This is a genomic window from Massilia rubra (assembly GCF_011682065.1).
In the GTDB taxonomy this organism is placed as follows: Bacteria; Pseudomonadota; Gammaproteobacteria; order Burkholderiales; family Burkholderiaceae_D; genus Telluria_A; species Telluria_A rubra.
In genome coordinates this window covers 40,960-65,017 of the sequence record NZ_VUYU01000007.1, presented here as the reverse complement: position 1 = coordinate 65,017, position 24,058 = coordinate 40,960, and the positions used below count along the sequence as shown (strand labels likewise).

Here is a 24,058-nt window from a genome sequence, read left to right as displayed (position 1 = left end):
TTTTACGGATAGCGAGGATTTTCAAGATGCAAGCGACTATGCAGCACAACATCGGGCAGTTATTCATGGTCGGCTTCGACGCCCTGGAGCCGAACGAGCATATTATCGGCCTGATCCGGGAGCGTCGCATCGGCGGCGTGATCCTGTTCCGGCGCAACGTCCACACGCCGGCGCAAGTGTCCAGGCTGTGCCAGAGGCTGCAAGAGATTAACGCCGAAGTGAGCGACCAGCCCTTGCTGATCGCGCTCGACCAGGAAGGCGGCATGGTGATGCGCATCGAACAGGGCGTCACGCCCATTCCCGCCGCCATGGCTTTTCAGGCGGCCGGATCGGTGGACGACTGCCGGCAAGTGAACTTCATCAATGGCGACGAGATGCGCCAGATCGGCATCAACATGCTGCTCGCGCCCGTGCTCGATGTGAACAACAACCGCCTGAACCCGATCATCGGCGTGCGCGCCTACGGCGAAGATGCCGACACCGTGGTGCGCTACGGCATGGCGGCCTTGCGCGGGCAGCAAGAAGCGGGCGTGATCGTCACCGCCAAGCATTTCCCCGGCCATGGCGACACGGCGGTCGACTCGCATTATTCCATGGCGCTGGTGCCGCACGACCTGGAGCGCCTGCGCGCGGTCGAGCTGGCGCCGTTCCGCGCCGCCATCGCCGGCGGCGTGGACGCCATCATGACGGCGCACGTGGCGTTTCCCGCGATCGAACCCGATCCGGCGGTGCCGGCCACCTTGTCCCGGGCCGTGCTGACCGGGCTGTTGCGCGAGGAAATGGCTTACCAGGGCGCGATCATTTCGGATTGCCTGGAAATGGGCGCGATCGCCGACGGCGTGGGCGTGGCGGCGGGCGCGGTGGCGACCTTGCAGGCGGGCTGCGACATCGTGCTGATTTCGCACCGCGAAGAACAGCAGCGCGCGGCGTTGGCGGCCGTGTCGGCGGCCGTGGCGCAGGGGACGATCGCCGCGCAGCGGATCGAGGAAGCGCTGGCGCGCGTGCGCCGCCTGAAGCAGGCGCGCGCGGTGGGCGGCTGGCGCGAGCGCGCCGCTATCCCAGGCGGCCTGATGACGGCCGAGTCGATGACGCTGGCGAAAAAAGTGCAGAAAGCGGCACTGCTGGTGCAGGGCGATTTCCGCCCGCTCGACCCGGCCTTGCCGGTGCGCCTGATCACGGTCGAGGTGCGCTCGCGCAGCGAAGTCGATGAAGTGGCGAACGGGCGCAACAACGAAGCACGCAGCTCGATGCTGCCGGCGCTGCGCCAGGCCGGGCTCGACGTGACGGAATATGCGATCTCGGCCGAGGCGTCCGATGCCGAAGTGGCGGCGGCGATCGCCTTTGCCGACGGCGCGCAGCAGATTGTGGTGCAGACCTATAACGCGATGCTGGTCGAAAACCAGCGCCGCCTGCTGGCGGCCATGCCGGCGGACAAGCTGTGGGTCGTCGCCGGCCGCCTGCCGTACGACCTCGACCTGGCGCCGCAGGCGCAAGGCCGCCTGGCCGCCTTCGGTTGCCGTCCGGCCGCGCTGGAACCGGTGGTCGAACGCCTCACCCAGGCGGCATAGTCCCCGGCCGCCCGGCGCGCCGGGCGACCGTAACGGATCGATGAGCGATGGCGGATTTGGCGTAACTGCGCCATTGCCTGTCGCATTCCAACAAGACGCTGTACATACCGGCCCGGTACATTGGCTGCTCCATCCCACGGAGGAGCCACCATGCCGGACCGCAGCAAGCGTCGTCATCTTATGGCAGCACCGGGCAGCCTGGCCACAGGCGCCAGCCGCGCCGACGCCAACCGCTGCCGCTTCGTCCCGGGCAGCCGCGCCGGGCATTACGAAAGCTACTTCCTGCGCGCCAACGAGGCCGGCCGCGCGCGCGCCTTCTGGATTCGCTACACCTTCTTCAGCCCGGCCGGCCAGCCGCAGCTGGCGCTCGGCGAAGTCTGGGCGGTGTGGTTCGACGGCGAACAGCGCCGCATCGTGGCGCTCAAAAACCAGTTCGCGCTGGCGGACTGCCTCATCGGGGCGGGCGCGCCGGATCTGCTGATCGGCCATGCGCACCTGAGCGCCAGTTGCCTGGCCGGCAGCGCCAGCGGGCCTGGTCACAGCATCGCCTGGGCGCTCGGCTACGACGCGCCGCATCCGCCGCTGCTGCTGCTGCCGGCGTCGCTGTATGGCGGACGCTTTCCGCAAGCGAAGGCGCTGGTGGGAGCGCCGGGCGCGCTGTTTTCGGGCCAGCTCGACATCGATGGCGAGACCGTGGCGGTGGACCAATGGCGCGGCAGCCAGAACCACAACTGGGGCAGCCGCCACACCGATACCTATGCCTGGGGCCAGGTGGCCGGCTTCGACGATGCGCCCGAGGTGTTCCTGGAATGCTCGACGGCGCGCCTGAGATGGGGTCCGCTCCGGTCACCGCAGATGAGCCTGGTGGTGCTGCGCATCGGCACCCTGGCATTGTCGCTCAACAGCATTACGCAAGCGCTGCGCACGCGCGCCCGGATTGCCGGTTTTACCTGGGACCTCGATGCCCGCGCCGACGGCGTGCGCGTCGAGATCCGCATCGATGCGCCGCGCGAGGCGTTTGCCGGTTTGCATTATCCGAATCCGCCCGGCGGCATCAAGACTTGCCTCAATTCCAAGCTGGCCTCGTGCAGCATGACCGTCACCCTGCGCGACGAGCCGCCGCGCAGGTATAGCTCGCGCCACGGCGCCGCCTTCGAAATCCTCACCGACCGCACCGACCACGGCGTGGCCATCCTCGCCTGACACGAAAGCATCCATGATCCCGACCCCACGCCGGCAATTGGCCGCCCTGCTGCTCCTGGCAAGCATCCTGTGCCACGCGCAGGCGACGCCGCCAGCGCTTGACGCCGCGCCGGTGGCGCACATCAACGGCGCGCCCGTGCACGCGCTCACCTTGCGCGCGCTGCTGCACCAGGCCCGCGACCAGCCGGGCCACCCATCCGCCGACGCGGTGCTGGCCGAGATCGTCGCCGACCGCCTGCAAGCGCGCTGGGCGCGCGAGCGTTTCAGCGCGGCGCAGTTGTACCCCGCCGGCACGGTCGGTTTCGCGCCGGGCGTGGGCGTCGACGAGCGCCTGGGTGGCTTGCTGCGCAGCATGCACGCCAGCGAGCTGGACGCGGCCTTGCGCGCCCTGCCCGGCGCGATCGAGGCCATCTACCCGCTGGCGCCGGCGACGCTCGAGCGCCTGTTCGGTGCGCCCGGCGCACTGCGGCTGGGCTACGACTTCACGCCCGACCAAGCCGCGCTGGCGGCCCGCACGCCGCTGCTGCGCTATCGCCTGGGCAAGACAGAGCCGGTCATCCTGAGCGTGCTGGACGTGTTCGAGCGCCAGAACGTGCAGGGGCGCATGGAATTTTTCAATCGCAGGATGGATTTCATCGCCCATCAGGCGCGCCTGCGGGTGGCCGGCCTGTTCGTGCTCGACTGGGCCAGCCGTCGCTTCGGCGCGGCCGCCGTGGCCGACCTGCGCCAGGCGCTCGATGAGCAGGAGGCGGTGCGCGGCGCCCTGCGCCTGTACGGGCTGGCCGAGGGCGCAGAGGCGCACAGCCCGCTGCAGGCGGCGCTGGCGCGGCAGGTCACGCAGGCCGACGTCAACGCCTTCTACAGCGCGCACAAGGACCAGTTCCGGCGCACCGACAAGGTGCGGGCGCGCCACATCCGGGTCGCCAGCGAAGCGCTGGCGAAACACATCGCTGCCGAGGTGGCGGCCGGCCAGGACTTCGCCCTGCTGGCGCGGCGCCACTCGCTGGCGCCGAACGGGAAGCGTGGCGGCGACCTGGGCTGGGTGAGACAGACCGCCGTGCCCGGCTGGCTCGCGGCGCTGGCACTGCAGCAACCGGCCGGCCAGGTATCGACCCCGTTCCGCGCGCCGGTCGGGCCGTCCGCGCCGGCCACGTGGGACATCGTGCTGGTCGCACAGCGGATCGACGGCTTTTACCCGCCCGGTTCGGAAACCGTGCGCTACATGGCGCGCAAGGCCATCGCCCATGAGCGCGCCCGCGCCGAATTCACCGACGCCCGCATTGCCCTGGTGCGCGCCGCCAAAGTCGACATGCCGTCCAGGCTGCCCGGCGCCACGGGGGCGCCATGAAAGCGGCGCTGATGACGCTCGCTGGCGCGCTGACGGTGGCGGGCGCGCTCTGGCTGGGGTGGCCGCAGGCGCAGGATGCTCCCGTTCCCGCCAGCGCCAGCGCCGCCCCGGGCGCGCCCGCCGCCGGCCGTCCCTGGCTGGACGCCTGGCCCCCGGCCAGGCAGGCCACGCCCGCCGGCAACGCGCCGCTGGCGGCCGCGCACAGCCTGGCGCAGACGCGCCTGCACGGCGACCCGGAAGCGCCGCCCATCGCGCGGGAAAGCGCCACGCGGGAGAGCGCCGCGCCGGCGCGTCCCACGGCGGCCGAACTGGCCGACCCGCAGGCTTACCAGGCGTTCGAGGCGCGCCAGAACGCGCAGGTGCTGGCCGCTTACATCAAGGCCGTGGACGACGAGCTGCCGCGCCTGCGTGACGACATCGCGCGCGGGCGCGCCATGGGCATCGCCGCCGACAAAGTCGCCAGGGCGGAAGAGAAGGCACGTGGACTCGAAAACATGCGCGCGCAGCTGATCAAAGATCATCCCGCGCTGGGGAGATGAACGCGGCCGCACGCGGTCGTGGCAATGCAGCAAGCCGGCCGGGCATCGCGTCCGTGATGCCCGCAATTACTACCAACAAGATGGAGACCAGATGAAGGCACTATTCAAGCTTGCCCCCGTGGCACTCGCCCTGCTCGCATGCCTGCCGGCCAGGGCGTGGAACACCGAAACCCACCGCCGCATCGTGCTCGACGCCGTCGAGTTCATGAAAACGCACCCCAACCAGACCCGCTACGCGAGCCTGCTGGCGGGCGTGACGCGGGCCGGCTACTCGATGGAGCAGTTCGCCGCCGCGATCGGCCAGGGCGCGCACGATGTCGATTACTTCGAAGACACCTATATCTGCGGCGCCGCCACCGGCAATTGCCAGGGCGCGCCCTTGTGGGGACTCGGCTCGGGCCTGGCGCGCTACACCTCGTTCTGGCACTTCCAGAACCACACCGCCGGCGCCGACGTGCACGGCAACGATTTCGGCGGCTACCACTACGCAAAACTCGGCAATCCGGGCGACATCGACAAGCTGGCCGCCACCTGGCTGGTGGGCGATTACCTGGACGATGGCGCCGGCGGCCTGGGGGGCTGGTTCGGCGACGCCAGCAAGTACAACAGCTACGGCGTGACCGAAGCGCGCTACCGCCAGGGCGGTTACTCGACGGCCAGCATGTACCAGGATTACCAGCACTTCCCGTTCCAGCCGATCGACAACCTGGCGCAACATTTCTGGACGCGCTTCTTGCAGGCGCCGTCGGCGCAATCGCTCGGCTTTGTGCTGCACGCGACCGACCTGCTGCAGCCGCACCATACATTCAACGTACTCGGTCACAACCATTCCGGCTGGGAAAGCTGGGTCGAGGATTACTACGACAGCGAAAAGCTGGGAGACGCGGCGCTGGTGCTGGCCGCGCTCAACGATTTTGCCCCGCTGGCCGACGGCGCGACCGACATCCGGCCGCTGCTCACGCAGGGCGGTACCTATTCCTACAAATATGGGGGAGCGGTGCTGTCGTCGCACGACCACGCGGTGCGGCGCGGCGTGGCCAAAAAGATGGTCCCGCACGCGATCGCCATGGTGGTGCGCGTGCTGGACCGGGCCGCCGTGCGGCTGGGCCAGTAGCAGCGCAGCGGGAGTCGTCGCGCAGGCCCGCGCCGTGGGCCCGGGCGTCCCTTTATCGCTAGCGCCGCTGCGAGAGTGTGTACTGCAACTGCCTGCCGTTTTTCGCAGTCACACTCACGATCTGCTTCGCATCACTCGCAGGAAGCGTCTCAACGCGCGGCGCGCTGAGTTCTGAAAAAACGGAAGAAAAATTCTTATTGTCAGACAAAAGCAATACGCCGTTCTTCACTTTCCAATAGAAGATCGGGCCTGCTAACACTTCCTTGGTACCGATCGTGGCGATGACATAGCCATCGGCATGGAACCGCAAATCCTCGATCCGCACCGGATCGATCAGTTCCAGTCTTTTCCCTGGAAGATTAACCTTACCCCAATCGGTGTCTTGAAATTTGTCGTCGGCCATGTTCAATCGGTTCACTCCGTCATCAGCAAGCTCGGCCATTTTACTGTTGATGGCCGGCGGGGCATCCGTATGCCCGGTGCGGGAGCACGCCTGAAGAAGCACCGACAGCGACGCCGCGATGAGCAAGCGCATCGTTACTCCAGGCATGACGGCTCCGCTCAAGCAGCGCTGCTGTTCAGGCGCGAATGGCGGATGCTGTAGCCAAAGTAGGTCAGCACCGCCACGCACATCCAGATCGCAAACACGGTAAAGGTGGTCTTGGACAAGTCTTTCATGATGTACAGGCAGGCGCAGATGCTCAGGCCCGGCACCACGTACGGGCCGAACGGCACGCGGAAGCCCTTGACCAGCGATTCGCCCATCTTCTTGCGCATCACCGGCACCGCCACCGACACCACGATGAACGCCGTCAGGGTGCCCATGCTGACCATGTCCCACAGGTAGGTCGAGTCCACGAATCCGGCCACCAGTCCCACCACCAGGCACACGATCAGGGTATTGCTGACCGGCGACTGGGTGCGCGGGCTCACTTTCTGGAACGTTGGCGGAATCAGGCCATCCTTGCTGATCGCGTACAGGATCCGGGTCTGCCCATAAATCGTCACCAGGGTCACGCTGAACACCGAAATGACGGCGCCGGCCGACAGCACCAGCGCCGGCCAGGCCTTGCCGGTCACATTCTGCAAAATCACCGCCAGGCCCGCTTCCTGGCCTTCGAACATCCGGGCCGGCTGGGCGCCGAGGGCGGCGACCGCGACCAGCATGTAGAACACCGTCACGATGACAAGCGCGGCCAGGATGCCGATCGGCACGTTGCGGGTCGGGTTGCGCACTTCTTCGCCGGCGGTGGCGACCGTGTCCAGGCCGATGAACGAGAAGAACACCGTGCCCGCCGCCGCCGTCACGCCGGTCATGCCGGCAAAGCCCTTGCTGTTGTCGGTATTGAAGAACGGCGTGAAGTTGTTGATGTCGAAGCCGGAAAACGCAATCACCACGAAAAACACCAGGATCGCCAGCTTGACCAGCACCATGATGGCATTGGTGGTGGCCGATTCCTTGGTGCCGCGAATGAGCATCACGCAGCACATGATCACCAGAAAGATCGGCGGCAGGTTGATGTGCCCGGCGCGGATTTCCATCCCATGCTCACCCGAGACGATCATGGGCGTGCGCAGCATTTCGGGGATCTGCCAGCCAACGGCATTGGTGAGGAAGTTATTCAGGTAGGCCGACCAGCCGATCGCGGTGGCGCTGGCGGCCAGGCCGTATTCGAGCAGCAGGCAGGCGGCCATGATGAAGGCGGCGAACTCGCCCACGGTGGCGTAGGCGAAGGAGTAGGACGAGCCCGACGCCGGGATGCGGAACGACAATTCGGCGTAGCACAGCGCGGTCAGGCCGGCGGTCAGCGCGGCCAGCAGGAACGAGAGCACGACCGAGGGACCGGCCTTGGGCACCGCCTCGACCATGGTGAAAAAGATGCCGGTCCCGATGGTGGCGCCCACGCCGATCATGGTCAGCGGGAACAATCCCATGGTGCGCGCCAGGCCGGTTCCTGCATGCCCGGGAGGGGGGTTGGTCGTGCTACCGGCAGGTTTGATGCGGAACAGCTTCTGGCCCAGAGTTTGATTCACGGATTCGTCCCTTTTGTCGCGCTAGATGAATGGCAGCAGCGATTATAGGGGCTATTGCCATTTACTTATACACATCTTTCGCGCGCGGAAAGTGGCCGTGCCGGACTGATAACGCACGGCCCGCCGCATCACTTGCTGAGATCGACTTTATCCTTGCTCTTGCCACGGAAAAAGTTCACGAGCGCGCCGCCGGCGGCCAGAAAGCCGATGATGATCAGCTTCTTGAAAGCGAGCAGCAAGGCGAACAGCTTGCCGAACAAGCCCATTTTCGCGGCGACACCACCGGCGACCAGCGCCGCCAGGCCGTATTCGGCGGCCTTGTCGGTGCTCGGGTTGTAGTCCGCATAGCGGTTACCGGGCGTGAAGTCGCTGAAAGCGGTGACCTTGCGCATTTCCTGACGGATATTGGCGATCTGGTCCATGCTTGCCACGGCGTTCAGCACCAGCACGCCCTGGCGCCCGAGCACGCGGATGTTGTAGTTCAGGCTATGCTCGGTTTCACCGACGACCGCCAGTTCCTTGGCCCATAACAGCTTGTGGGTGGCTTTTTCGTAACTCGGCTTTTCGGCCCAGCCGACCAGGCTCATGGCCGCGTAGCCCTGCGATTTGCGCTCGCTGTTCTGTTCGGCCACCGATTCCTGCATGTCCTTGAGCAGTTCATCGTACTTGATGGTGTCGGCGTCGCTGTCCTTGACGTGGCCGTCGGCTTCGTAAGTAATGATCACGCCCCAGCCATCCTTGCTCATCACGCCGCTGGCCGGCACGATCATGCCCAGCGATTCGTTGCCAGGCGGATTGCCCCAGCCTTCGACCAGCAGCCGTTCGGCGTCTTGCGGGCTGAGGTAGCGGAAGGTGTCGGGCAGGTTCAGGGTGGCCATGCCGCCCGGCAAGTTGATTTTGCCGCTTTGCATCTTGAGCGAGGCTTCCAGCTGCTCGCTGCTGTGCTCTTGCTTGTCGCCGCCGGCTTGGGCATGGGCGCCGGTCATGCAGCCGAGGGCCAGCAAGAACACGGCCAGGGATAGGTGTTTGAACATCGCATTCTCGTATTTACAGGGGAGCCGGCTATTTTACGTGGGAATGATTGTTAACAAAATAATTATTTCGCAAATACAACACTAGCCATTTAAAGATGCATTTCAGATGCACCTTTGCTAGAATGAATCTGTTCTCACCGGAGTGTTCCATGCATCTGACCCGTTTTACCGATATGGGCCTGCGCGTCCTGATTTACCTGGCGCGCGCCGGCGAGCGACGCGTGCCGGTCACGGTGGCGGAAGTGGCGGCGCAGTTCGCATTGCCGGTCAACCACCTGGTCAAGGTGGTCGGTCACCTGGCGCGTGCGGGCTGGGTGTGCGCCACCCGCGGGCGCAACGGCGGGCTGCGCCTGGCCGCCGATGCCGCCACGCTCTCGGTCGGCGCGGTGCTGCGCGAGCTCGAAGGCGATAGCGAGCTGGTCGACTGCGAAGGCACAGGCTGCCGCCTGAGCGGCGACTGCCAGTTGCGCGCCGCCCTGCGCAGCGGCATGGACGCGTTTTACGGGGCCATGGACAAAGTCACCCTGGCCCATATTACGCATGGCAACACCGGCGAGAAAATCGTGCGCATGCACAGGATGTTCCTCGACCAGGACAGGGCCGCCTGACACACAGCCATCGGATGGGCGCGTTGGCACGTGCCTTTTTTACGACGTTAAAGTTGCATCTTAAATGCAACAAATTGAAAGGTTTTCCATGATTTCTGCCGCTTCCCGCCCCTACATCGACGCCAGCGTTCCCGTCCTGCGCGAACACGGCGTGGCGATTACCACCACGTTTTATCGCAATATGTTCGCAGAGCATCCCGAGCTGAGCAACCTATTTAATATGGGCAACCAGGCGAATGGCGCCCAACAGCAGTCGCTCGCCTCGGCCGTGTTTGCCTACGCCGCCAACATCGGCGACCCGGGCGCGCTGGCGCCGGTGATCGAACGCATCGTGCACAAGCATGTATCGGTCGGCATTCGCGAAGAACACTATCCGATCGTCGGGCGCCACCTGCTCGGTGCCATCGCCAGCACCCTGGGCGAGGCCGCCACGGCGCCGCTGCTGGCCGCCTGGGACGAAGCGTATCGCTCGCTGGCCACGCTGTTTATCGAGGCCGAGCGCGCCATGTACGCCGACGCCTGCATCACTCCGGGCCAGCGCCGCGCCCTGCGCGTGACCGAGCTGACGCAGGAAAGCGCGGACGTGGTCGCGATCCGCCTGGCGCCCGAGGATGGCGCGCCGCTGGCGCAAGGCAAGGCTGGCCAGTACCTGAGCGTGCAGGTCGATTTTGCCGATGGCCGGCGCCAGATCCGCCAGTACAGCCTGTCCGACACCAGCACGCCGGGCAGCGTGCGCATCTCGGTCAAGCGCGAGCCGGCCGGCGCCACCACCCCGGCGGGGGAAGTATCGAACTGGATTCACGACAATGTGCGCGTGGGCAGCGTGCTGCAGGTATCGCCGCCGTTCGGCGATTTTGCACCGGACACCGAATCGGAAGAACCGGTGGTGCTGCTGTCGGCCGGGATCGGCATCACGCCGATGATCGCGGCCTTGAAGCGCATCGCCCAGGTCCATCCGCAGCGCCGGGTGATCTTCGCCCACGCCGCCCGCAATGCGCAGCATCACGCGCACCAGCTTGACGTGCTTGCCGCGCGCAGCATCATGCCGAACCTGCAAGTGTTCACGTTCTACGAAGAAGTGAGCGCTCACGACAGCGGCGTCCTGCCGGGATGGATGGAGGTGGCGCGCCTGCCGGCCTGGCCGCGCACCGAGACCAACGTCTACCTGTGCGGACCGCTGCCCTTCATGCAGGCGCAATGGCTGGCGCTGGTCGGCGCCGGCGTGCCGGTCACGCGCCTGCACCGCGAAGTGTTCGGGCCGGACATGCTGGATCATCTGTTGTAGGCACGCGCAAACGTGGGCAGTTACAAAAAAAACACTGCCCACACGCAATATAGGAATTATGATAACGGAATGTGCAGGCAAGCTTGCCTTTCCACCCGCTTCTTTCCTATATTGAAAAAAATGATGACACAGAAATATCGCCTGACAAGCGCCGCCGCCCTGCTGGTTTCCCTGTCGCTGGCCGGCGGCAGCGCGTTCGCTGCGCCAAGCCTCGGCGTCGGTGCTGCCATTGGTAACCCCAGCATGACCGTCATCGACCTGACTCCGGACGACGGACAGGCCGCAGGCTATCGCTTTCACGACACTGCGTCGTCCCGGCTCGATGCGAGTATCACTGCCCCTGCGGCGTCGTGGAAGCAGACCGAGAGCGCCTCGAGCGCCACGTTCGAACTCATCGGAGCGACGGCGCTCTACGGTAGCTCGACCTCCGTCAGCAGCTCAGGCTTGTGGGGCAACTTGCGCACGGATATTCAACTCGACGACAGCGTCGGCAATCGCGGCGCTGGCTCCGGCAACGTTACCCAAACGATGAATGTGCTGGTCGCCGCACACACGCAGCTGGTGTTCTCGGCCTACGGCGAGGTATCGATCAACAATAGCGCGGGCGCCTCCCTCGGCAACGCCGTCGCGACAGTCTATTTCGGCGGGGAATACTGGGTCCGCGGCATGCAGCAAGGCGCCGGCTGGAATGATAGCGGCGTACGCGGCGAGACGTTCTCCATGTCGTACGTCAACAACACCAACACCGAGCAGTACGTCTACCTGTACATGAATACCCTCACCCGGGCGGTGTACCAGGCCTCGTCGCCCGTGCCTGAACCGGCGACCTACGCCATGTTCGGGCTGGGCGCCCTGATGGTCGGTGCGCTGGCACGCCGCCAGCGCCGCCAGCAACGCGCGCCCTGATCGGCTGCCGCGAACGCGCTATGCCGGTTGACGCATCACCGCGATGGCGCACGGGCGCGCGGGCTGCCCTGGCAGCGTTGCTGGCCGTCGTGCCGGCAAGCGCGCTCGCCGCGCCGCGCTTCGGGGACTTTCCCGTCCCTGCCATCCACCACGGCGCCACCGCCCGCCCGCTGCTGGCCGATGCGCACAGCCGCAACTACGCCACCCGCCTGCGCCGCGCCACCGCCGGCAAGGCCGACTTCGCGGGCCGCTACGTGCTGGCCACCTGGGGCTGCGGCGCCTCGTGCATCATGTCCGCCGCCATCGACGCCAGGACCGGCGCGGTCAGCTGGCTGCCGTTTACCGTGTGCTGCTGGGATGCGGACGTCGATGCCCCGCTTGAATACAAACTGGACAGCCGCCTGCTCATCGTGCACGGCGCCCGTGACGAACAAGGCGGCGGCACGCACTACTACCAGTTCGACGGCAAGCGCTTTGCCGAAATCCCCACGCCATAAGCGTCAGCGTGGTGCTCAACGGCACAAGGCCGGCACCGTGGGAGCCAGGTGCTAGCGCTGCCCGAGCGTGGTCGGCCCGAAGTAAGGGCGAAGGAATAAGTTGCAGCTTAAGGGACGGCCATAAAATAAATACTGCCCCTATTGCAACATGGGAATTATGATAACGAGAACGAGCAGGCATTCTGCCTTCCCGACTTTAACTTTCCTAAACTGCATACCATGACACGACACCATCGCCTGACTGCTGCCGCCCTGTTTGTTTCCCTGTCGCTGGCTGGCGCCAGCGCGCTCGCGGCAAAGAACATCAGCGTCGGCGCTTCCATCAGCAACGCCAGCATGACAGTCATCGACCTGACCCCGAACGATGGCATGAGCGCCAGCTACCGCTTCGACGGCGCTGGCTCTTCCTACGTGGAAGCGAACCTGACCGCCCCTGCAACTTCATGGAGCGGGTCGACGCACGACAAGGATGACATTGTCCTGGCCCTCGGCGCGACGCTGGCGCATGGCAGCTCGAGCGTGGCCAGCACCTCCACCGGCGTGGGCGAGGTACGTATCGAGACGCGGCTGCAAAACACGGCCGGCACAGGCGCACGGGCGAATGGCTATATCGCCCAGATGGTGCCGGTGTGGCTTGCCCCGCATACCAAGCTGATTTACTCCGGCTATGGCGAAATGGCGATCAGCGATGCGACGCAGTACGGCCCCAACAATTTTCGCGCAAACAGTCACTTGAACATCAACTTCGGCTACCAACCATTCACGCGTGGCATCAACCAGGGCTGGGCGGGCCTGAACGACAGCGGCGTGCGTGGCGAAGCATTCTCTTTGGAGTTCTCCAACGACCAGGATACCGCGATTTCCATCTATTTATCGATGGAGCTTTCCAACTACGCCAGCTATGACGGCCCGTCGCCGTCTGCGGTGCCGGAGCCGGCCGCCTTTGCCATGTTCGGCTTTGGCGCGCTGATCGTCGGCGCTGCCGCGCGGCGTCGCCGCCGCGTGAGTAGTGCCGCCGCGTAGCGGCCAAAAAATGCGCTAGCGCTGGCCCAGCGTGGTCGGCCCGAACAAGTCCTTGTACTCGCGCGGCTGCGAGCGCCAGTACTGGGGCGGCGCGTCCACCTGGGCGCCCAGTTGCGCGGCCGCGTGCCACGGCCAGCGCGGATCGAACAGCATCGCGCGCGCCAGCGCCACCACGTCGGCGTCGCCGCGCGCGACAATCTCTTCGGCCTGGCGCGCCTCGGTGATCATGCCCACGCCGATGGTCGGCATGCCGGTTTCCGCGCGGATGCGGGCGGCAAAGCCGATCTGGTACGACGGCCCCACCGGGATTTTTTGCGCCGGCGAGATGCCCCCGCTCGACACGTGAATGAAGTCGGCGCCGGCGGCGCTCAGTTCCTGCGAAAAACGCACGCTCTGCTCGATATCCCAACCGCCCTCGACCCAGTCGGTGGCCGAAATACGCACGCCGACGGCCATCGTCGGCGGCACCGCCGCGCGCACGGCCGCGAACACGTCCAGCGGAAAGCGCATGCGGTTTTCCAGCGCGCCGCCATACTGGTCGCTGCGCTGGTTCGACAGTGGCGATAAGAACTGATGCAGCAAATAGCCATGCGCGGCGTGCAGCTCGATCGCGTCCAACCCGAGCGCGTGGCTGCGCTGCGCGGCCGCCACGAACGCGTCGCGCACGCGCGCCAGGCCCTCGTCGTCGAGCGCCAGCGGCACCGTTTCGCCGTCCGCATGCGGCAGCGCCGACGGCGCCACGGTCTGCCAGCCGCCATCGTCGATGGCGATATTGGCGCCGCCGTCCCACGGCACCTGGCTCGATGCCTTGCGCCCCGCGTGGGCGAGCTGGATCGCCAGGCGGATCGGCGCGTGACGGCGCATGGCGGCCACGATCGGCGCCAGTGCGGCGGCATGCTCATCCGACCAGATGCCCAGGTCTTTGGGAGAAATACGTCCTTCGGGCGAGACGGCGCTCGCCTCGAGGAACAGGATGGCCGCCCCGGACAAAGCCAGGTGGCCCAGATGGATCATGTGCCAGTCGCTGGCGATGCCCTCGTCGGCGGAGTACTGGCACATCGGCGCGATCGCGATGCGGTTGGCCAGTGTGACTGGCCCCATGCTGAAAGGTGTGAAGAGAGTGCTCATGGATTGCCTCGATGCGCGTGTAAAAAACGGTACGGGGCGTGCCACGGGCATCCCGGCTAACGCGTCCGCACCACCATCAATCCGGCGCGCAGACCGACGCGCACATCCGGGTTCGGGAATACTACCAGTTCCTCCGGATGTCTGACGGCGTACATGATATCGCCATCGGTGGCGATCACCTGGCCCTGGCTTAACGCGGTGAAGTTCTGCGTAGTGCGGTCGAACGTCATGTGAAACGCGTCGCTGTGCTTGATGATTTCCTGCGCCACCGCGAACACGTGCGGTTCGACTTTCGGTGCGGCCGGCTTGGCGCCGCGCAGCAGGTCGTCGAGCGCGGTGCCGACGTCGGCAAACAAACCCAGGTCGTTCTGGCCCAGCGTGCCGACCCGGCCCAGTTCCACGGTGCTGGCCGCCGCCCCGTGAAACTCGGCCGAATAGTAGCTGTAGGTTCCCGCCGACTGCGGATTCATGACGATGGCGCCAATGGCGGCCTGGCCCAGCCAGGCGATCAGCGCGCACTTGCCCTCTTCCGCAATCAGGTCCGGCACGATCGCGAAGGTCGGGTACAGCGACGGGCGGATGGCCGTGTGCAGGTCGAGGTGCCAGCGATCCGGCCCGGCGCCGGAGAAAAAGTCTACGGTGGCGGCGATCATGGTGTCGGCCCGCGCCGCTTCCGCCGCGCTGGCGAGGCTACCTCGAACCGGACGGAACATCCGGTTCAGGTCCGCATCGATGAAGCGCTTGCCGGCCGCGATGGCGTCGATATTGCCGACGCAGACCATCAGGTCCACCGCCAGCGCGTCCGGTCCCTGCGAGAGGGCGTCGAGCACGTAGGCCAGCACCTCGATCGGGCCGGTTTCGTCGCCATGCACGCCGACCGAGACGATCACGCTGGCGCAGGCGGGCGCCCGGCCGGACTTGATCGTCACGATGCCGGGCGCCGGCTGCGCGACCGAGAAGCCGGCGTCGATGAAGCGCTTGGCCAGCACGCCAAAGTCGGCGCCGGCCAGCGCGCGCACGGCGGCCGGAAGCGCTTGCGCGCCCCCGTTTGCCGTTGGTGCAACGTAGGCGCTCATTTACGCCGCCACCGGCGCCGCGTTGGTCGCCTCGGACAAGGCCCACACGTCCAGCATCGCCTGTTCCAGGTCAAGCGCCGGCGCGTAGCCCGACAAGCCCATGGTGTTGGTCACCACTTCAACCGCTTCCAGGGTGTCGCTGCCGTTGCTGGAACGGGCCAGCACCTGCTGCAGCAGGCGTTGCTGGGTGCGGCGCAGCGCCTGCATCGCGTAATTGCGCAGCTGCTCTTGCGATTTGCTGTGCGGCGCGAGCTTGAGGCCACGTTCGAGCGTATCGATGCCGGCCTGGCCGCGCAGCGCCATCCCCACCTGCAAGAATTGCGCGAGGCTCATGCCCGCGGGACGGTTGACCGACACCGCCGCGAACAGGAAGGTCGCTACCGCTTCGATCGCGTCGACCGCTTTCCAGGCTTGCGTGAACGACGCAGGCAGGGAAACGAAAGCGTCGGCATCGGCCGTTGCCGGCATCAGCTGCTTGAGCATTTCCGGCTGCGAGAACAGGCGCGAAAGTTCTTCCATGCCGCCCGCACCGCTTGGAACCGACAGCACGCCTTCGACGATCGCCTTGAACAGCACGCGGGTGCGCGCATCGACCTTGATCGACACGGCGCGCGGCACCGTCAGTGCATCGGCGTCGAGCGCGCCGAAAATCGGCGCCAGGTGCAGCGCGGACCACGACTGGCCCCAGGCCTTGACGACCTCGGTCTCGTCGATCTGGTGCGCGCTGGCGAGCTCGCGGATCATCAACGGGCCGCAGCGGTTGACCGATTCATTGGCCAGTACGGTGGCCAGGATGGCGTTGGCCAGCGGGTGCGCCAGCGCGTTGCGGGTGGCGACCAGTTGCGCCGGGAAGTAAGGCTTGAGCACCGACTCGGCCCAGCTTTCGTCCGTCAGCGGCAGCGCGGCCAGCAGGCGCTTGAAGCGGTTCTTGACGTTGGCGATCACCACCGCCAGTTCCGGCGCGGTCAAACCCGCGCCCAAGGTCTTGCGGCGCTGCAGTTCGGCGTCGGTCGGCAGCTGTTCCAGTTCGCGCGAGAGCGCACCCTCGGCTTCCAGGCTGGTGATCAGCGCGGCGTAAGCATCCACCACAGCAGGATCGAGCTGGGCCTGCACTTCGCGCACCAGCAGGTGGGTTTGCAGGGTGTTGTCGCGCAGGACCAGGTGTTCGATATCGCTCGTCATCTCGTTCAGGATGCGGTTGCGGTCCGCTTCGGGCAGTTCACCGGCATTGACTTCGGTGTCGAGCCAGATCTTGACGTTCACTTCATGGTCCGAGCAATCCACGCCGGCCGAATTATCGATCGCATCGGTGAAGATGCGGCCACCGGCGAGGGCGAATTCGATACGGCCGTTCTGGGTTGCGCCCAGGTTGCCGCCTTCGGACACTACCTTGCAGCGCAACTGGCTGCCGTCGACGCGGATATTGTCGTTGGCGCGGTCCTTGACCTGCGCGTGGGTTTCGGTCGAGGCCTTGATGTAGGTACCGATGCCGCCGTTGTAGAACAGGTCCACGGGAGCGAGCAGGATGCGGTGCATCAGTTCTTCAGGCGGCAGCACGGTCTCGGCGATATCGAGCGCGGCGCGCACTTGCGGCGAAATCTCGATCGAACGGGCGCTGCGCGGGAACACGCCGCCGCCAGCCGAGATCAGGTCCTTGTTGTAGTCTTCCCACGACGAACGTGGCAGCGCGAACATGCGCTCGCGTTCGGCGAACGAGGTGACCACGTCCGGCGTCGGGTCGAGGAAGATGTGGCGATGGTCGAACGCGGCCAGCACCTTCAGTTGGCGCGACAGCAGCACGCCGTTGCCGAACACGTCGCCCGACATGTCGCCCACGCCGACCATGGTGATCGGGGTGGTGTTCATGTCGTGGTCCATCTCGTAGAAGTGGCGCTTGACCGCTTCGAACGCGCCCTTGGCGGTGATGCCCATCTTCTTGTGGTCGTAACCGTTCGAGCCGCCCGAGGCAAAGGCGTCGCCCAGCCAGAAGCCGCGCTTGACTGCAATGCTGTTGGCGATATCGGAGAAGGTTGCGGTGCCCTTGTCGGCGGCCACCACCAGGTACGGATCGTCCTGGTCGTAGCGTACCGTGTCGCTTGGCGGCACGATGACGCCGCGCACGCGGTTGTCGGTCACTTCCAGCAGGCTGGAAATGAACAGGCGGTAGACTGCTTCGCCTTCGGCGGCGATGGTTTCACGCACGGCGTCCTTCGGCATCTGCTTGCAGACAAAACCGCCCTTGGAGCCGGCCGGCACGATGACCGCGTTCTTGACCATCTGCGCCTTGACCAGGCCCAGGACTTCGGTGCGGTAGTCTTCCATGCGGTCCGACCAGCGCAAGCCGCCACGGGCCACAGGGCCGCCGCGCAGGTGCACGCCTTCGAAGCGGCGCGAGAATACATAGATCTCGCGGTACGGACGTGGTTCCGGCACCAGCGCCAGGCTGCTGGTGTCGAACTTGAAGATGATCTTGTCGCCTTGCTGGTCGTTCTGGAAGTAGTTGGTACGCACGGTGGCCAGGATCAGGTCGACCAGGGCGGCGACGATTTCCTCGGTGTCGGCGTGGTTGACGGTGGCCAGGCTGGTCTTGATGGCGGCAATGCGCGCGGCCGCGGCCAGGCGCTGTTCTTCCGGCACCGACGGATCGAAGCGCTGCACGAACCCTTCGACCAGTTCCTTGACCAGCACCGGCTGGCGGCGCAGGGTGTCGGCCATGTAGCGCACCGAGAATTTGCTGCCGGTCTGGCGCCAGTAGCTGATGTAGGCGCGGATCAGCTGCACTTCGCGCATGCGCAAGCCGCCTTCGATCACCAGGCCGTTCATGCGGCCGTCTTCGGCTTCGTTGTTAAACAGCGAGGCAAACAGTTCCTGCGCCACGGTCACGACGTTCGGCTTGGCCAACTTGGCCGCGCTTTCGGCGTCCACCGCCAGGCTGGTGACGAAATGGCGGCTGCCGTCGGCAACGGCAATCGCGTAGGTCTGTTCGCGGTCGATCGCAACGCCGGCGTTGTGCAGCGCCGGCAGGATGCGCGAGAGCGACGGCACGCCGTCGACCGAGTACAGGCGGATGGTGGCGCTGCCGGCGTCGTCCAGTTCCACGCGCACCGACACACGGCCGGCATGGCCGTTGTGCAGGATCGCGTTCAGGTCGCGCAAGGCGACCGCCGGCGCGGTGGCGCTGACGTAGTTGACCGGCAAGGTCGAGCACAGTTTGCGCAGGGTGCCGCGGGTCTGTACATCGAACACGTTGTCGGTCAGGGCGGCGAACTTGTCGTGCCAGCCGTCGAGCACCGCCAGGAGCGGCTGCTGGATATCGGTTTCGAGGTCGAGCGGGTTGCGCGCGGCGTGGGCGATCAGGTACACGCGGGCCAGCGGACCGTCGGCCACCAGGGTTTGCGAACGCACGTCGGTCGCGCCCGAGCTTTCCTTGAGCGCGTGGGCCAGGCTGGCCGCCACGCTGGCGCTGTAACGCTCGCGCGGCATGTAGACCAGTACATTCAAGTGGCGCGCGTAGACATCGCGCCGTGCAAAGACCTTGGCGCGCGGCTGCTTGTACAGCGAAACGACCGAGCTGCACACCTGCGAGAGCCATTCGGCGTCCGCTTCCACCGTTTCGGTGCGCGGCAGCGACTCGAGGATTTCGAGGAATTTCTCGGCGCGGAAGCCTTCCTGGCGCACGCCGGCCAGGCTCAGGACCTTGGCCACGCGGCCGCGCGCGAACGGCAGGCGCGCCAGCGGGGTGGCGGTGGCGGCGCGGGTGAACAGGCCGACGAAGCAGTGCTCGCCGCGGATATTGCCTTGTGCATCGGTATCGCGCACGCCGATGAAGTCGAGCGGCTGGTCGCGGTGCAAGGTGCCTTCGACGTCGGCCTTGACGATCGACAGCGCGTCGGGGCGCTTGGACAAGGTGTCGAAGTCGCCCGGGATGTTGGCCAGGCAGGTGCCGTAGACCGGATGCGAGGTATCTTGCAGCACGCCGATGCGGCTCGGGATATCGCGTTCGAGTTCGCGCTCGCCGGCCTTGACGACGTAATAGGCGTAGCCGAACGGCTCGAAGCCTTCGTTCTTGGCCCACTCCAGAAAGGCTGCGACTTCCTGGCCTTCGGTGCCGTTGGCGGCGGCGGCGGCGGCGACGGCGGTGAGGCGGTCGCCCATGGCCACGGAATCGCGCCGCACCACGGCGGCGTCGCGCGCGACCATGTGCAGCCTGGCGACCAGCGCGGCCAGTTCGTCGGCGCCCAGATCTTCGGCCAGCAGGCACAGGACCACGGATTCGAGCGGTGCGCCGGCTTCGCCGACGGCGAGCGCGGTGCCGCTGGCGTCACGGCGCACAGCCAGCACGGCATTCATGACGCCATTGACGGCCACGCGCTGCTTGCGCATCGCCATGACGATGGAGTCGACCAGGTAAGGCATGTCATCGTTGATGACCAGGAGGGCGGTCGCTTGCGCGCCGCGCCCGTCGGAGTAGCGCAGCTGCGCAATCTGGCAGCCGGGCGCGGTACGCCGCGCCGCTTGCGTAAAGCCGTCGCGCAGGACCGGCGCCAGGCTCTCCGGCGACGTGCCCGCAAGGTCTTCGTCGTCGAGCGAACCGAGCCAGGCGCTGATCAGGGCCGTCACCTGGCCGTCATCGGCAGGCTGGCTCGCAGTGATCAGGTCGAGCGTCTGTTTACGCAAATCTTGTGGCATCTGTTTCATCTTTGCTTCTCCGTTGCTTGGTTTGTATTCCATCGTTCCGGCGCCAGCTTGTGACGGCGCTTTCGCGATTTGCAGGCAGGCGGGTTTTACCCGCCCAAATAAGGGGCACCGTCCGGCTGGCGGTATTCTACGTCAGGTCATACAGGCCGGGCAGTCCCAGGATGCGGCTCAATTCCTCCAGCGCGGCGCTGCATTCGAGCGCCAGCTGGGGGTCGGCCAGGTCTTTCGGTTCGAGGCGGTCGCGGTAGTATTTACCGACCCAGTCGACCAGGGTGTGGTACAGGGCGTCGGTCATGATCACGCCCTGGTGCATGGCCGCGATTTCCGCGTCGGTGAGCACCACGCGCAGGCGCAGGCAGGCAGGCCCGCCGCCGTTGCGCATGCTTTGGCGCAGGTCGAAATGAATCAGCTCGTCGACCGGGCCGCCGCTGGCGACCAGTTCTTCGAGGTAGCGCGCCACGGCGCGGTTTTCCTGGCTTTCCTGGGGAATGACCAGCGCCATCGCGCCATCGGGCTTGGTGAGCAGCTGGCTGTTGAACAGGTAGCTGGCCACCGCGTCGCCCACCGCCACCACCTGGGTATCGACGCGGATCGCGGTCAGTTCGGTTTCAACGCCGGCCAGGGCATTCCTCAGCCCGTTCAGTACCGCCCCTTCGTCGTGGAAGGCTTGCTCGTGATAGAACAGCACATTGCCGTTACCGACCGCGATGACGTCGTTGTGAAACACGCCCTGGTCGATCACGTCCGGATTTTGCGAGGCGAACACGGTGCGTGCCGAGTCCAGCCCGTGCAGGCGCGCGATGGCTTGCGACGCCTCCAGGCTCTGGCGGGCCGGGTACTTTTTAGGCGCCGGCGCGGACGGATCGAATTCGACCCGGCCGTAGGTGAAAAACTCGACGCCCTTGCCACCGTGGGTGGCGGAAAAGCGCGTGTGGTTGGCCGCGCCTTCGTCGCCAAAGGCCGACGTTGGCGGCAGCGCCTCGTGCACCGCGAAATGACGCTCGTCCGAGAACAGCGCGCGCAGGGTGCGGGTCGACTGCAGGTGCTCTTCCGAGCGGTGCAGCTTGTTATTCAGGTTGGCGGCGGTGAAGTGCGCGCGGCCGTCGAAGGTGTCGGCCGACGGGCTGACCGTGGCCGCGTTGGCGGTCCACATGGGGGACGCCGAATAGGCGCACGCCAGGATGACGGGCGCCTCGCGGTAGGCGCGCGCCAGCACGTCGGCATCGGTCCCGGTAAAGCCGATGCGGCGCAGCAGGCGGAAATTGGGACGCGCCTGCGGCGGCATGACCGCCTGCGCGAAGCCGCGCGCGGCCAGCTCGCGCATCTTGGCCAGGCCCTGCAGGGCCGCTTCGCGCGGGTTCGACGCGCTCTTCACATTGCTGAAAGAGGCGACGTTGCCGAACGACAGGCCGGCGTAGTTGTGGCTCGGGCCGACCAGGCCATCGAAGTTAAATTCGCGTGCGCTCATGGCCGGTCCTGGAAGCTCAAGCCGGGCGAGAGCTTGGCCGGCAGTTCAAGTTCGCTCGTTTCGATCGAGGCGACCGGGTACGCGCAATAATCGGCCGCGTAGTAGGCGCTCGGGCGATGGTTGCCCGACTTGCCCACGCCGCCGAACGGCGCGCTGCTGGCAGCTCCCGTGGTCGGGCGGTTCCAGTTGACGATGCCGGCGCGGGCCTGCACCGAGAACTGCTTCCACAGCGCTTCGTCGTTCGACAGCAGCGCGGCGGCCAGACCGAATTCGGTGGCGTTGGCAACCTTGACGGCGCTGGCGAAATCCTTGACGCGGACGACCTGCAACAGCGGGCCAAACCACTCTTCGTCCGCAATGCCGATGGCGTTGGTGACGTCGACGATGCCGGCCGTGACAAAACCGGCGTTCGGATCGAGCTGCTTCATTTGCAGGAGTACCGTGCCGCCCTTGGCGGCCATGTCGGCCTGCGCCTGCACCAGGCGCGCGGCGACCGCGCTCGAGACCACAGGGCCCATGAACGGCTGCGGTTCGGCGTTGGAGGCGCCCACGGTGAGGGTAGATGCCACTTCGACCAGGCGCTTGACGAAAGCTTCGCCGGCCGGACTGTCCTGCACCACCAGGCGGCGCGCGCAGGTGCAGCGCTGGCCGGCCGAGATGAACGCCGACATGACCGCGTGATGCACGGCGGCGTCGACATCCTTGACGTCCCACACCACCAGCGGATTGTTCCCGCCCATTTCCAGCGCCAGCATCTTGCCCGGCTGGCCGCCGAACTGCTTGTGCAGGGCGACGCCGGTCTGGCAAGAGCCGGTAAACAGCACGCCATCGAGGCCCGCATCCTGGCCCAGTGCCACGCCGGTATTGCGCCCGCCGTTGACCAGGTTGATCACGCCAGCCGGCAAGCCGGCCTGCTGCCACAGCTGCACGGTCTTGATGGCCGTGCGCGGGGCGTATTCGCTTGGTTTAAACACTACCGTGTTACCGGCGATGAGGGCCGGGACGATATGCCCGTTGGGCAGGTGGCCGGGGAAGTTGTACGGTCCGAACACGCCGAACACGCCGTGCGGACGGTGGCGCAGCACGGCATTGCCGTCGGCGACCTTGGCCGCCACTTCGCCGGTGCGCGCGCCGTAGGCCTGCACCGAAATATCGACCTTGTTGGCCATGGTCGCCACTTCCGTGCGCGCTTCCCACAATGGTTTGCCGACTTCTTCGGAGATGGTCTGCGCCAGCTCTTCGGCATTGGCCTTGAGCAGGTCGCGGAAACGCCCGCATAGGGCGATGCGATCGTCGAGCGGGGTCAATGCCCACGCATCGAAGGCCGTGCGCGCGGACTGCACCGCGCGTGCCACGTCGTCGGCGGTCGACTCCAGGCTGGCCCAGGTCTGTTTGCCGGTGGACGGATCGATGGTGACAAGTTCGGCGCCGCTGCCGGCGAGCCATTCGCCGTTGACGAAGTTACTTGCGATGTTACTCACTACCTTGCTGGCATCAGACATGGACATTCTTCCTTACATTGAGTGACAGCGTGCGAACCGTGTCGCCGCCTTGGCAATGCAGCAGCGCCTGTTCGTCCGGCGTCAGGGCGAGCTTGCCCGAGACCGGATTGGCGTGTGCGACGATCATGCGAAAATCATTGAGCTTCGTGTTCGATACCAGCAGCGGATCGGTATCCGTCGGCGTGGCGCTTTCATCGACCGTGGCCACCGTGCTGTCGCGCATGGCGCGCAGTTCCGACACGCGCGCCTGCAACACCGGGCCGGCGTCGAAAATATCGACATAGCCTTCGAAGTGCATGCCTTCCTGCTCGAGCAGGCGGCGCGCGGGCGCGGTCGACAGATGCACCTTGCCGATCACTTCCTGCGCGTCTTCCGGCAGGTAAGCGACGTACAACGGCTGGCGCGGCATCAGCTCGGCGATGAAGGACTTCTTGCCCATCGCCGTCAGGTGGTCGACGTGGTTGAAATCCATCTTGAAGAAATGGCGGCCCAGGCCTTCGTAAAACGGCGAGCTGCCGTCATCAAGCTGGTAGCCGCGCATCTCGGCGATCAGCTTGGCCGTGAACAGGTGCGGGAACTGGGCGATGAACAGGAAGCGGCTTTTCGAGAGCCACTTGCCATTGTTCCCGCTGCGGTAATCCGGATGCAGGAACAGCGAACACAATTCGGTGGCGCCGGTCAGGTCGTTCGACAGGTACAGGGTGTCCATGCGCGTAAACACATCGAGCTCGCGGCTCGAATGGACCAGGGTGCCGATGCGGTAGTTATAGAACGGCTCGTCCAGCCCCACCGCTCCCTTGATCGCGCACACGCCGGCCAGGCGCCCGCTGGTGGTGTCTTCCATGACGAACATGTAGTCGCGCTGTTCGGGCGGGATGGTCTCGGCAAACGAGGCCACCGCCACCGAAATGCGGTCGCCCAGCATCTTGCGGTCCGGCTTGAGCGTCGTCATGCCGCTGCCGACCTGGTGCGCCAGTTCGATCAGGGCATCCAGATCGGACGCGTGAATTGCGCGTACAACTAGCAT

The 24,058-nt window shown here is 66.0% G+C and carries 19 protein-coding genes; 10 read left to right on the top strand and 9 right to left on the bottom strand.

The genetic code is table 11. From position 1 onward, the window contains the following. The first annotated feature begins 26 nt into the window (after nucleotides 1-26). From nagZ to F0185_RS12440, 5 genes are all read left to right on the top strand, one after another. On the top strand, nucleotides 27-1,568 hold the full coding sequence (gene nagZ / locus F0185_RS12460) for a beta-N-acetylhexosaminidase (RefSeq protein WP_167224827.1): 1,542 nt from the start codon (nucleotides 27-29) through the stop codon (nucleotides 1,566-1,568). A 150-nt stretch (nucleotides 1,569-1,718) separates the two neighbouring features. Next, complete coding sequence (locus F0185_RS12455; protein WP_229476973.1) at nucleotides 1,719-2,771, top strand: hypothetical protein; 1,053 nt, start codon at nucleotides 1,719-1,721, stop codon at nucleotides 2,769-2,771. A 13-nt stretch (nucleotides 2,772-2,784) separates the two neighbouring features. Then, nucleotides 2,785-4,119 (top strand): peptidylprolyl isomerase, encoded by a 1,335-nt coding sequence (locus tag F0185_RS12450; protein WP_167224825.1) that lies wholly within the window; start codon nucleotides 2,785-2,787, stop codon nucleotides 4,117-4,119. Then, a complete protein-coding gene (locus F0185_RS12445) occupies nucleotides 4,116-4,658 on the top strand; it encodes a hypothetical protein (RefSeq protein WP_167224822.1) in 543 nt (180 codons plus the stop codon). The genes F0185_RS12450 and F0185_RS12445 overlap by 4 nt, the downstream gene beginning before the upstream one ends. Before the next feature lie 91 nt (nucleotides 4,659-4,749). After that, nucleotides 4,750-5,772, top strand: coding sequence for a phospholipase C/P1 nuclease family protein (locus tag F0185_RS12440; RefSeq protein WP_167224820.1), 1,023 nt, complete (start codon nucleotides 4,750-4,752; stop codon nucleotides 5,770-5,772). A 58-nt stretch (nucleotides 5,773-5,830) separates the two neighbouring features. Here F0185_RS12440 and F0185_RS12435 read toward each other — a convergent pair whose 3' ends face one another. The 3 genes from F0185_RS12435 to F0185_RS12425 form a co-directional block, all read right to left on the bottom strand. Next, the gene (locus F0185_RS12435) at nucleotides 5,831-6,307 is read right to left on the bottom strand and encodes a hypothetical protein (protein ID WP_167224818.1); all 477 of its coding nucleotides are present in this window, start codon (nucleotides 6,305-6,307) and stop codon (nucleotides 5,831-5,833) included. Between the two features lie 26 nt (nucleotides 6,308-6,333). Continuing rightward, nucleotides 6,334-7,806, bottom strand: a complete 1,473-nt coding sequence (locus tag F0185_RS12430) for an APC family permease (RefSeq protein ID WP_167224816.1) — start codon at nucleotides 7,804-7,806, stop codon at nucleotides 6,334-6,336. A gap of 128 nt (nucleotides 7,807-7,934) precedes the next feature. Next, entirely contained in the window at nucleotides 7,935-8,840 is a 906-nt protein-coding gene (locus F0185_RS12425) for a DUF2167 domain-containing protein (RefSeq protein ID WP_167224814.1), read from the bottom strand. 149 nt (nucleotides 8,841-8,989) lie between these two features. Between F0185_RS12425 and F0185_RS12420 the strand changes: the two genes are divergently transcribed. From F0185_RS12420 to F0185_RS12400, 5 genes are all read left to right on the top strand, one after another. Next, nucleotides 8,990-9,448 (top strand): RrF2 family transcriptional regulator, encoded by a 459-nt coding sequence (locus tag F0185_RS12420; RefSeq protein WP_167224812.1) that lies wholly within the window; start codon nucleotides 8,990-8,992, stop codon nucleotides 9,446-9,448. An 88-nt stretch (nucleotides 9,449-9,536) separates the two neighbouring features. Then, complete coding sequence (locus tag F0185_RS12415) at nucleotides 9,537-10,733, top strand: globin domain-containing protein (RefSeq protein ID WP_167224810.1); 1,197 nt, start codon at nucleotides 9,537-9,539, stop codon at nucleotides 10,731-10,733. A gap of 120 nt (nucleotides 10,734-10,853) precedes the next feature. Then, nucleotides 10,854-11,639 carry a PEP-CTERM sorting domain-containing protein gene (locus tag F0185_RS12410; RefSeq protein ID WP_223164506.1) on the top strand — a complete coding sequence of 262 codons (786 nt, stop codon included), beginning with the start codon at nucleotides 10,854-10,856 and terminating at the stop codon, nucleotides 11,637-11,639. Nucleotides 11,640-11,659: 20 nt separating this feature from the next. After that, complete coding sequence (locus F0185_RS12405; protein ID WP_167224806.1) at nucleotides 11,660-12,136, top strand: hypothetical protein; 477 nt, start codon at nucleotides 11,660-11,662, stop codon at nucleotides 12,134-12,136. A 219-nt stretch (nucleotides 12,137-12,355) separates the two neighbouring features. Next, nucleotides 12,356-13,159 carry a PEP-CTERM sorting domain-containing protein gene (locus F0185_RS12400; protein ID WP_167224804.1) on the top strand — a complete coding sequence of 268 codons (804 nt, stop codon included), beginning with the start codon at nucleotides 12,356-12,358 and terminating at the stop codon, nucleotides 13,157-13,159. Between the two features lie 15 nt (nucleotides 13,160-13,174). Here the strand turns inward: F0185_RS12400 and F0185_RS12395 are convergent, their stop codons facing one another. The 6 genes from F0185_RS12395 to astA all read right to left on the bottom strand — a co-directional run bounded on the left by F0185_RS12395 (nucleotide 13,175) and on the right by astA (nucleotide 24,058). Then, nucleotides 13,175-14,287 carry an NADH:flavin oxidoreductase/NADH oxidase gene (locus tag F0185_RS12395; RefSeq protein WP_167224802.1) on the bottom strand — a complete coding sequence of 371 codons (1,113 nt, stop codon included), beginning with the start codon at nucleotides 14,285-14,287 and terminating at the stop codon, nucleotides 13,175-13,177. Nucleotides 14,288-14,343: 56 nt separating this feature from the next. After that, a complete protein-coding gene (locus tag F0185_RS12390) occupies nucleotides 14,344-15,363 on the bottom strand; it encodes a succinylglutamate desuccinylase (RefSeq protein WP_167224800.1) in 1,020 nt (339 codons plus the stop codon). Further along, nucleotides 15,364-20,061, bottom strand: a complete 4,698-nt coding sequence (locus F0185_RS12385) for an NAD-glutamate dehydrogenase domain-containing protein (RefSeq protein WP_167224798.1) — start codon at nucleotides 20,059-20,061, stop codon at nucleotides 15,364-15,366. A 127-nt stretch (nucleotides 20,062-20,188) separates the two neighbouring features. Next, entirely contained in the window at nucleotides 20,189-21,529 is a 1,341-nt protein-coding gene (astB, locus tag F0185_RS12380) for an N-succinylarginine dihydrolase (RefSeq protein WP_167224796.1), read from the bottom strand. Continuing rightward, the gene (gene astD / locus F0185_RS12375) at nucleotides 21,526-23,001 is read right to left on the bottom strand and encodes a succinylglutamate-semialdehyde dehydrogenase (RefSeq protein ID WP_167225273.1); all 1,476 of its coding nucleotides are present in this window, start codon (nucleotides 22,999-23,001) and stop codon (nucleotides 21,526-21,528) included. Before astD ends, astB begins: the two co-directional genes overlap by 4 nt. A 22-nt stretch (nucleotides 23,002-23,023) precedes the next feature. Next, the gene (gene astA, locus F0185_RS12370) at nucleotides 23,024-24,058 is read right to left on the bottom strand and encodes an arginine N-succinyltransferase (RefSeq protein ID WP_166897342.1); all 1,035 of its coding nucleotides are present in this window, start codon (nucleotides 24,056-24,058) and stop codon (nucleotides 23,024-23,026) included.

Excerpts from the sequence above, each read along its gene's own strand:
- F0185_RS12425 (WP_167224814.1), bottom strand. The coding sequence starts at position 8,840 with ATGTTCAAACACCTATCCCTGGCCGTGTTCTTGCTGGCCCTCGGCTGC.
- F0185_RS12395 (WP_167224802.1), bottom strand. The coding sequence starts at position 14,287 with ATGAGCACTCTCTTCACACCTTTCAGCATGGGGCCAGTCACACTGGCC.
- F0185_RS12420 (WP_167224812.1), top strand. The coding sequence starts at position 8,990 with ATGCATCTGACCCGTTTTACCGATATGGGCCTGCGCGTCCTGATTTAC.
- astA (WP_166897342.1), bottom strand. The coding sequence starts at position 24,058 with ATGCTAGTTGTACGCGCAATTCACGCGTCCGATCTGGATGCCCTGATC.
- F0185_RS12455 (WP_229476973.1), top strand. The coding sequence starts at position 1,719 with ATGCCGGACCGCAGCAAGCGTCGTCATCTTATGGCAGCACCGGGCAGC.
- F0185_RS12385 (WP_167224798.1), bottom strand. The coding sequence starts at position 20,061 with ATGAAACAGATGCCACAAGATTTGCGTAAACAGACGCTCGACCTGATC.
- F0185_RS12405 (WP_167224806.1), top strand. The coding sequence starts at position 11,660 with ATGCCGGTTGACGCATCACCGCGATGGCGCACGGGCGCGCGGGCTGCC.
- nagZ (WP_167224827.1), top strand. The coding sequence starts at position 27 with ATGCAAGCGACTATGCAGCACAACATCGGGCAGTTATTCATGGTCGGC.
- F0185_RS12410 (WP_223164506.1), top strand. The coding sequence starts at position 10,854 with ATGATGACACAGAAATATCGCCTGACAAGCGCCGCCGCCCTGCTGGTT.
- astB (WP_167224796.1), bottom strand. The coding sequence starts at position 21,529 with ATGAGCGCACGCGAATTTAACTTCGATGGCCTGGTCGGCCCGAGCCAC.
- F0185_RS12390 (WP_167224800.1), bottom strand. The coding sequence starts at position 15,363 with ATGAGCGCCTACGTTGCACCAACGGCAAACGGGGGCGCGCAAGCGCTT.
- F0185_RS12445 (WP_167224822.1), top strand. The coding sequence starts at position 4,116 with ATGAAAGCGGCGCTGATGACGCTCGCTGGCGCGCTGACGGTGGCGGGC.
- F0185_RS12440 (WP_167224820.1), top strand. The coding sequence starts at position 4,750 with ATGAAGGCACTATTCAAGCTTGCCCCCGTGGCACTCGCCCTGCTCGCA.
- F0185_RS12450 (WP_167224825.1), top strand. The coding sequence starts at position 2,785 with ATGATCCCGACCCCACGCCGGCAATTGGCCGCCCTGCTGCTCCTGGCA.
- F0185_RS12435 (WP_167224818.1), bottom strand. The coding sequence starts at position 6,307 with ATGCGCTTGCTCATCGCGGCGTCGCTGTCGGTGCTTCTTCAGGCGTGC.
- F0185_RS12400 (WP_167224804.1), top strand. The coding sequence starts at position 12,356 with ATGACACGACACCATCGCCTGACTGCTGCCGCCCTGTTTGTTTCCCTG.
- F0185_RS12415 (WP_167224810.1), top strand. The coding sequence starts at position 9,537 with ATGATTTCTGCCGCTTCCCGCCCCTACATCGACGCCAGCGTTCCCGTC.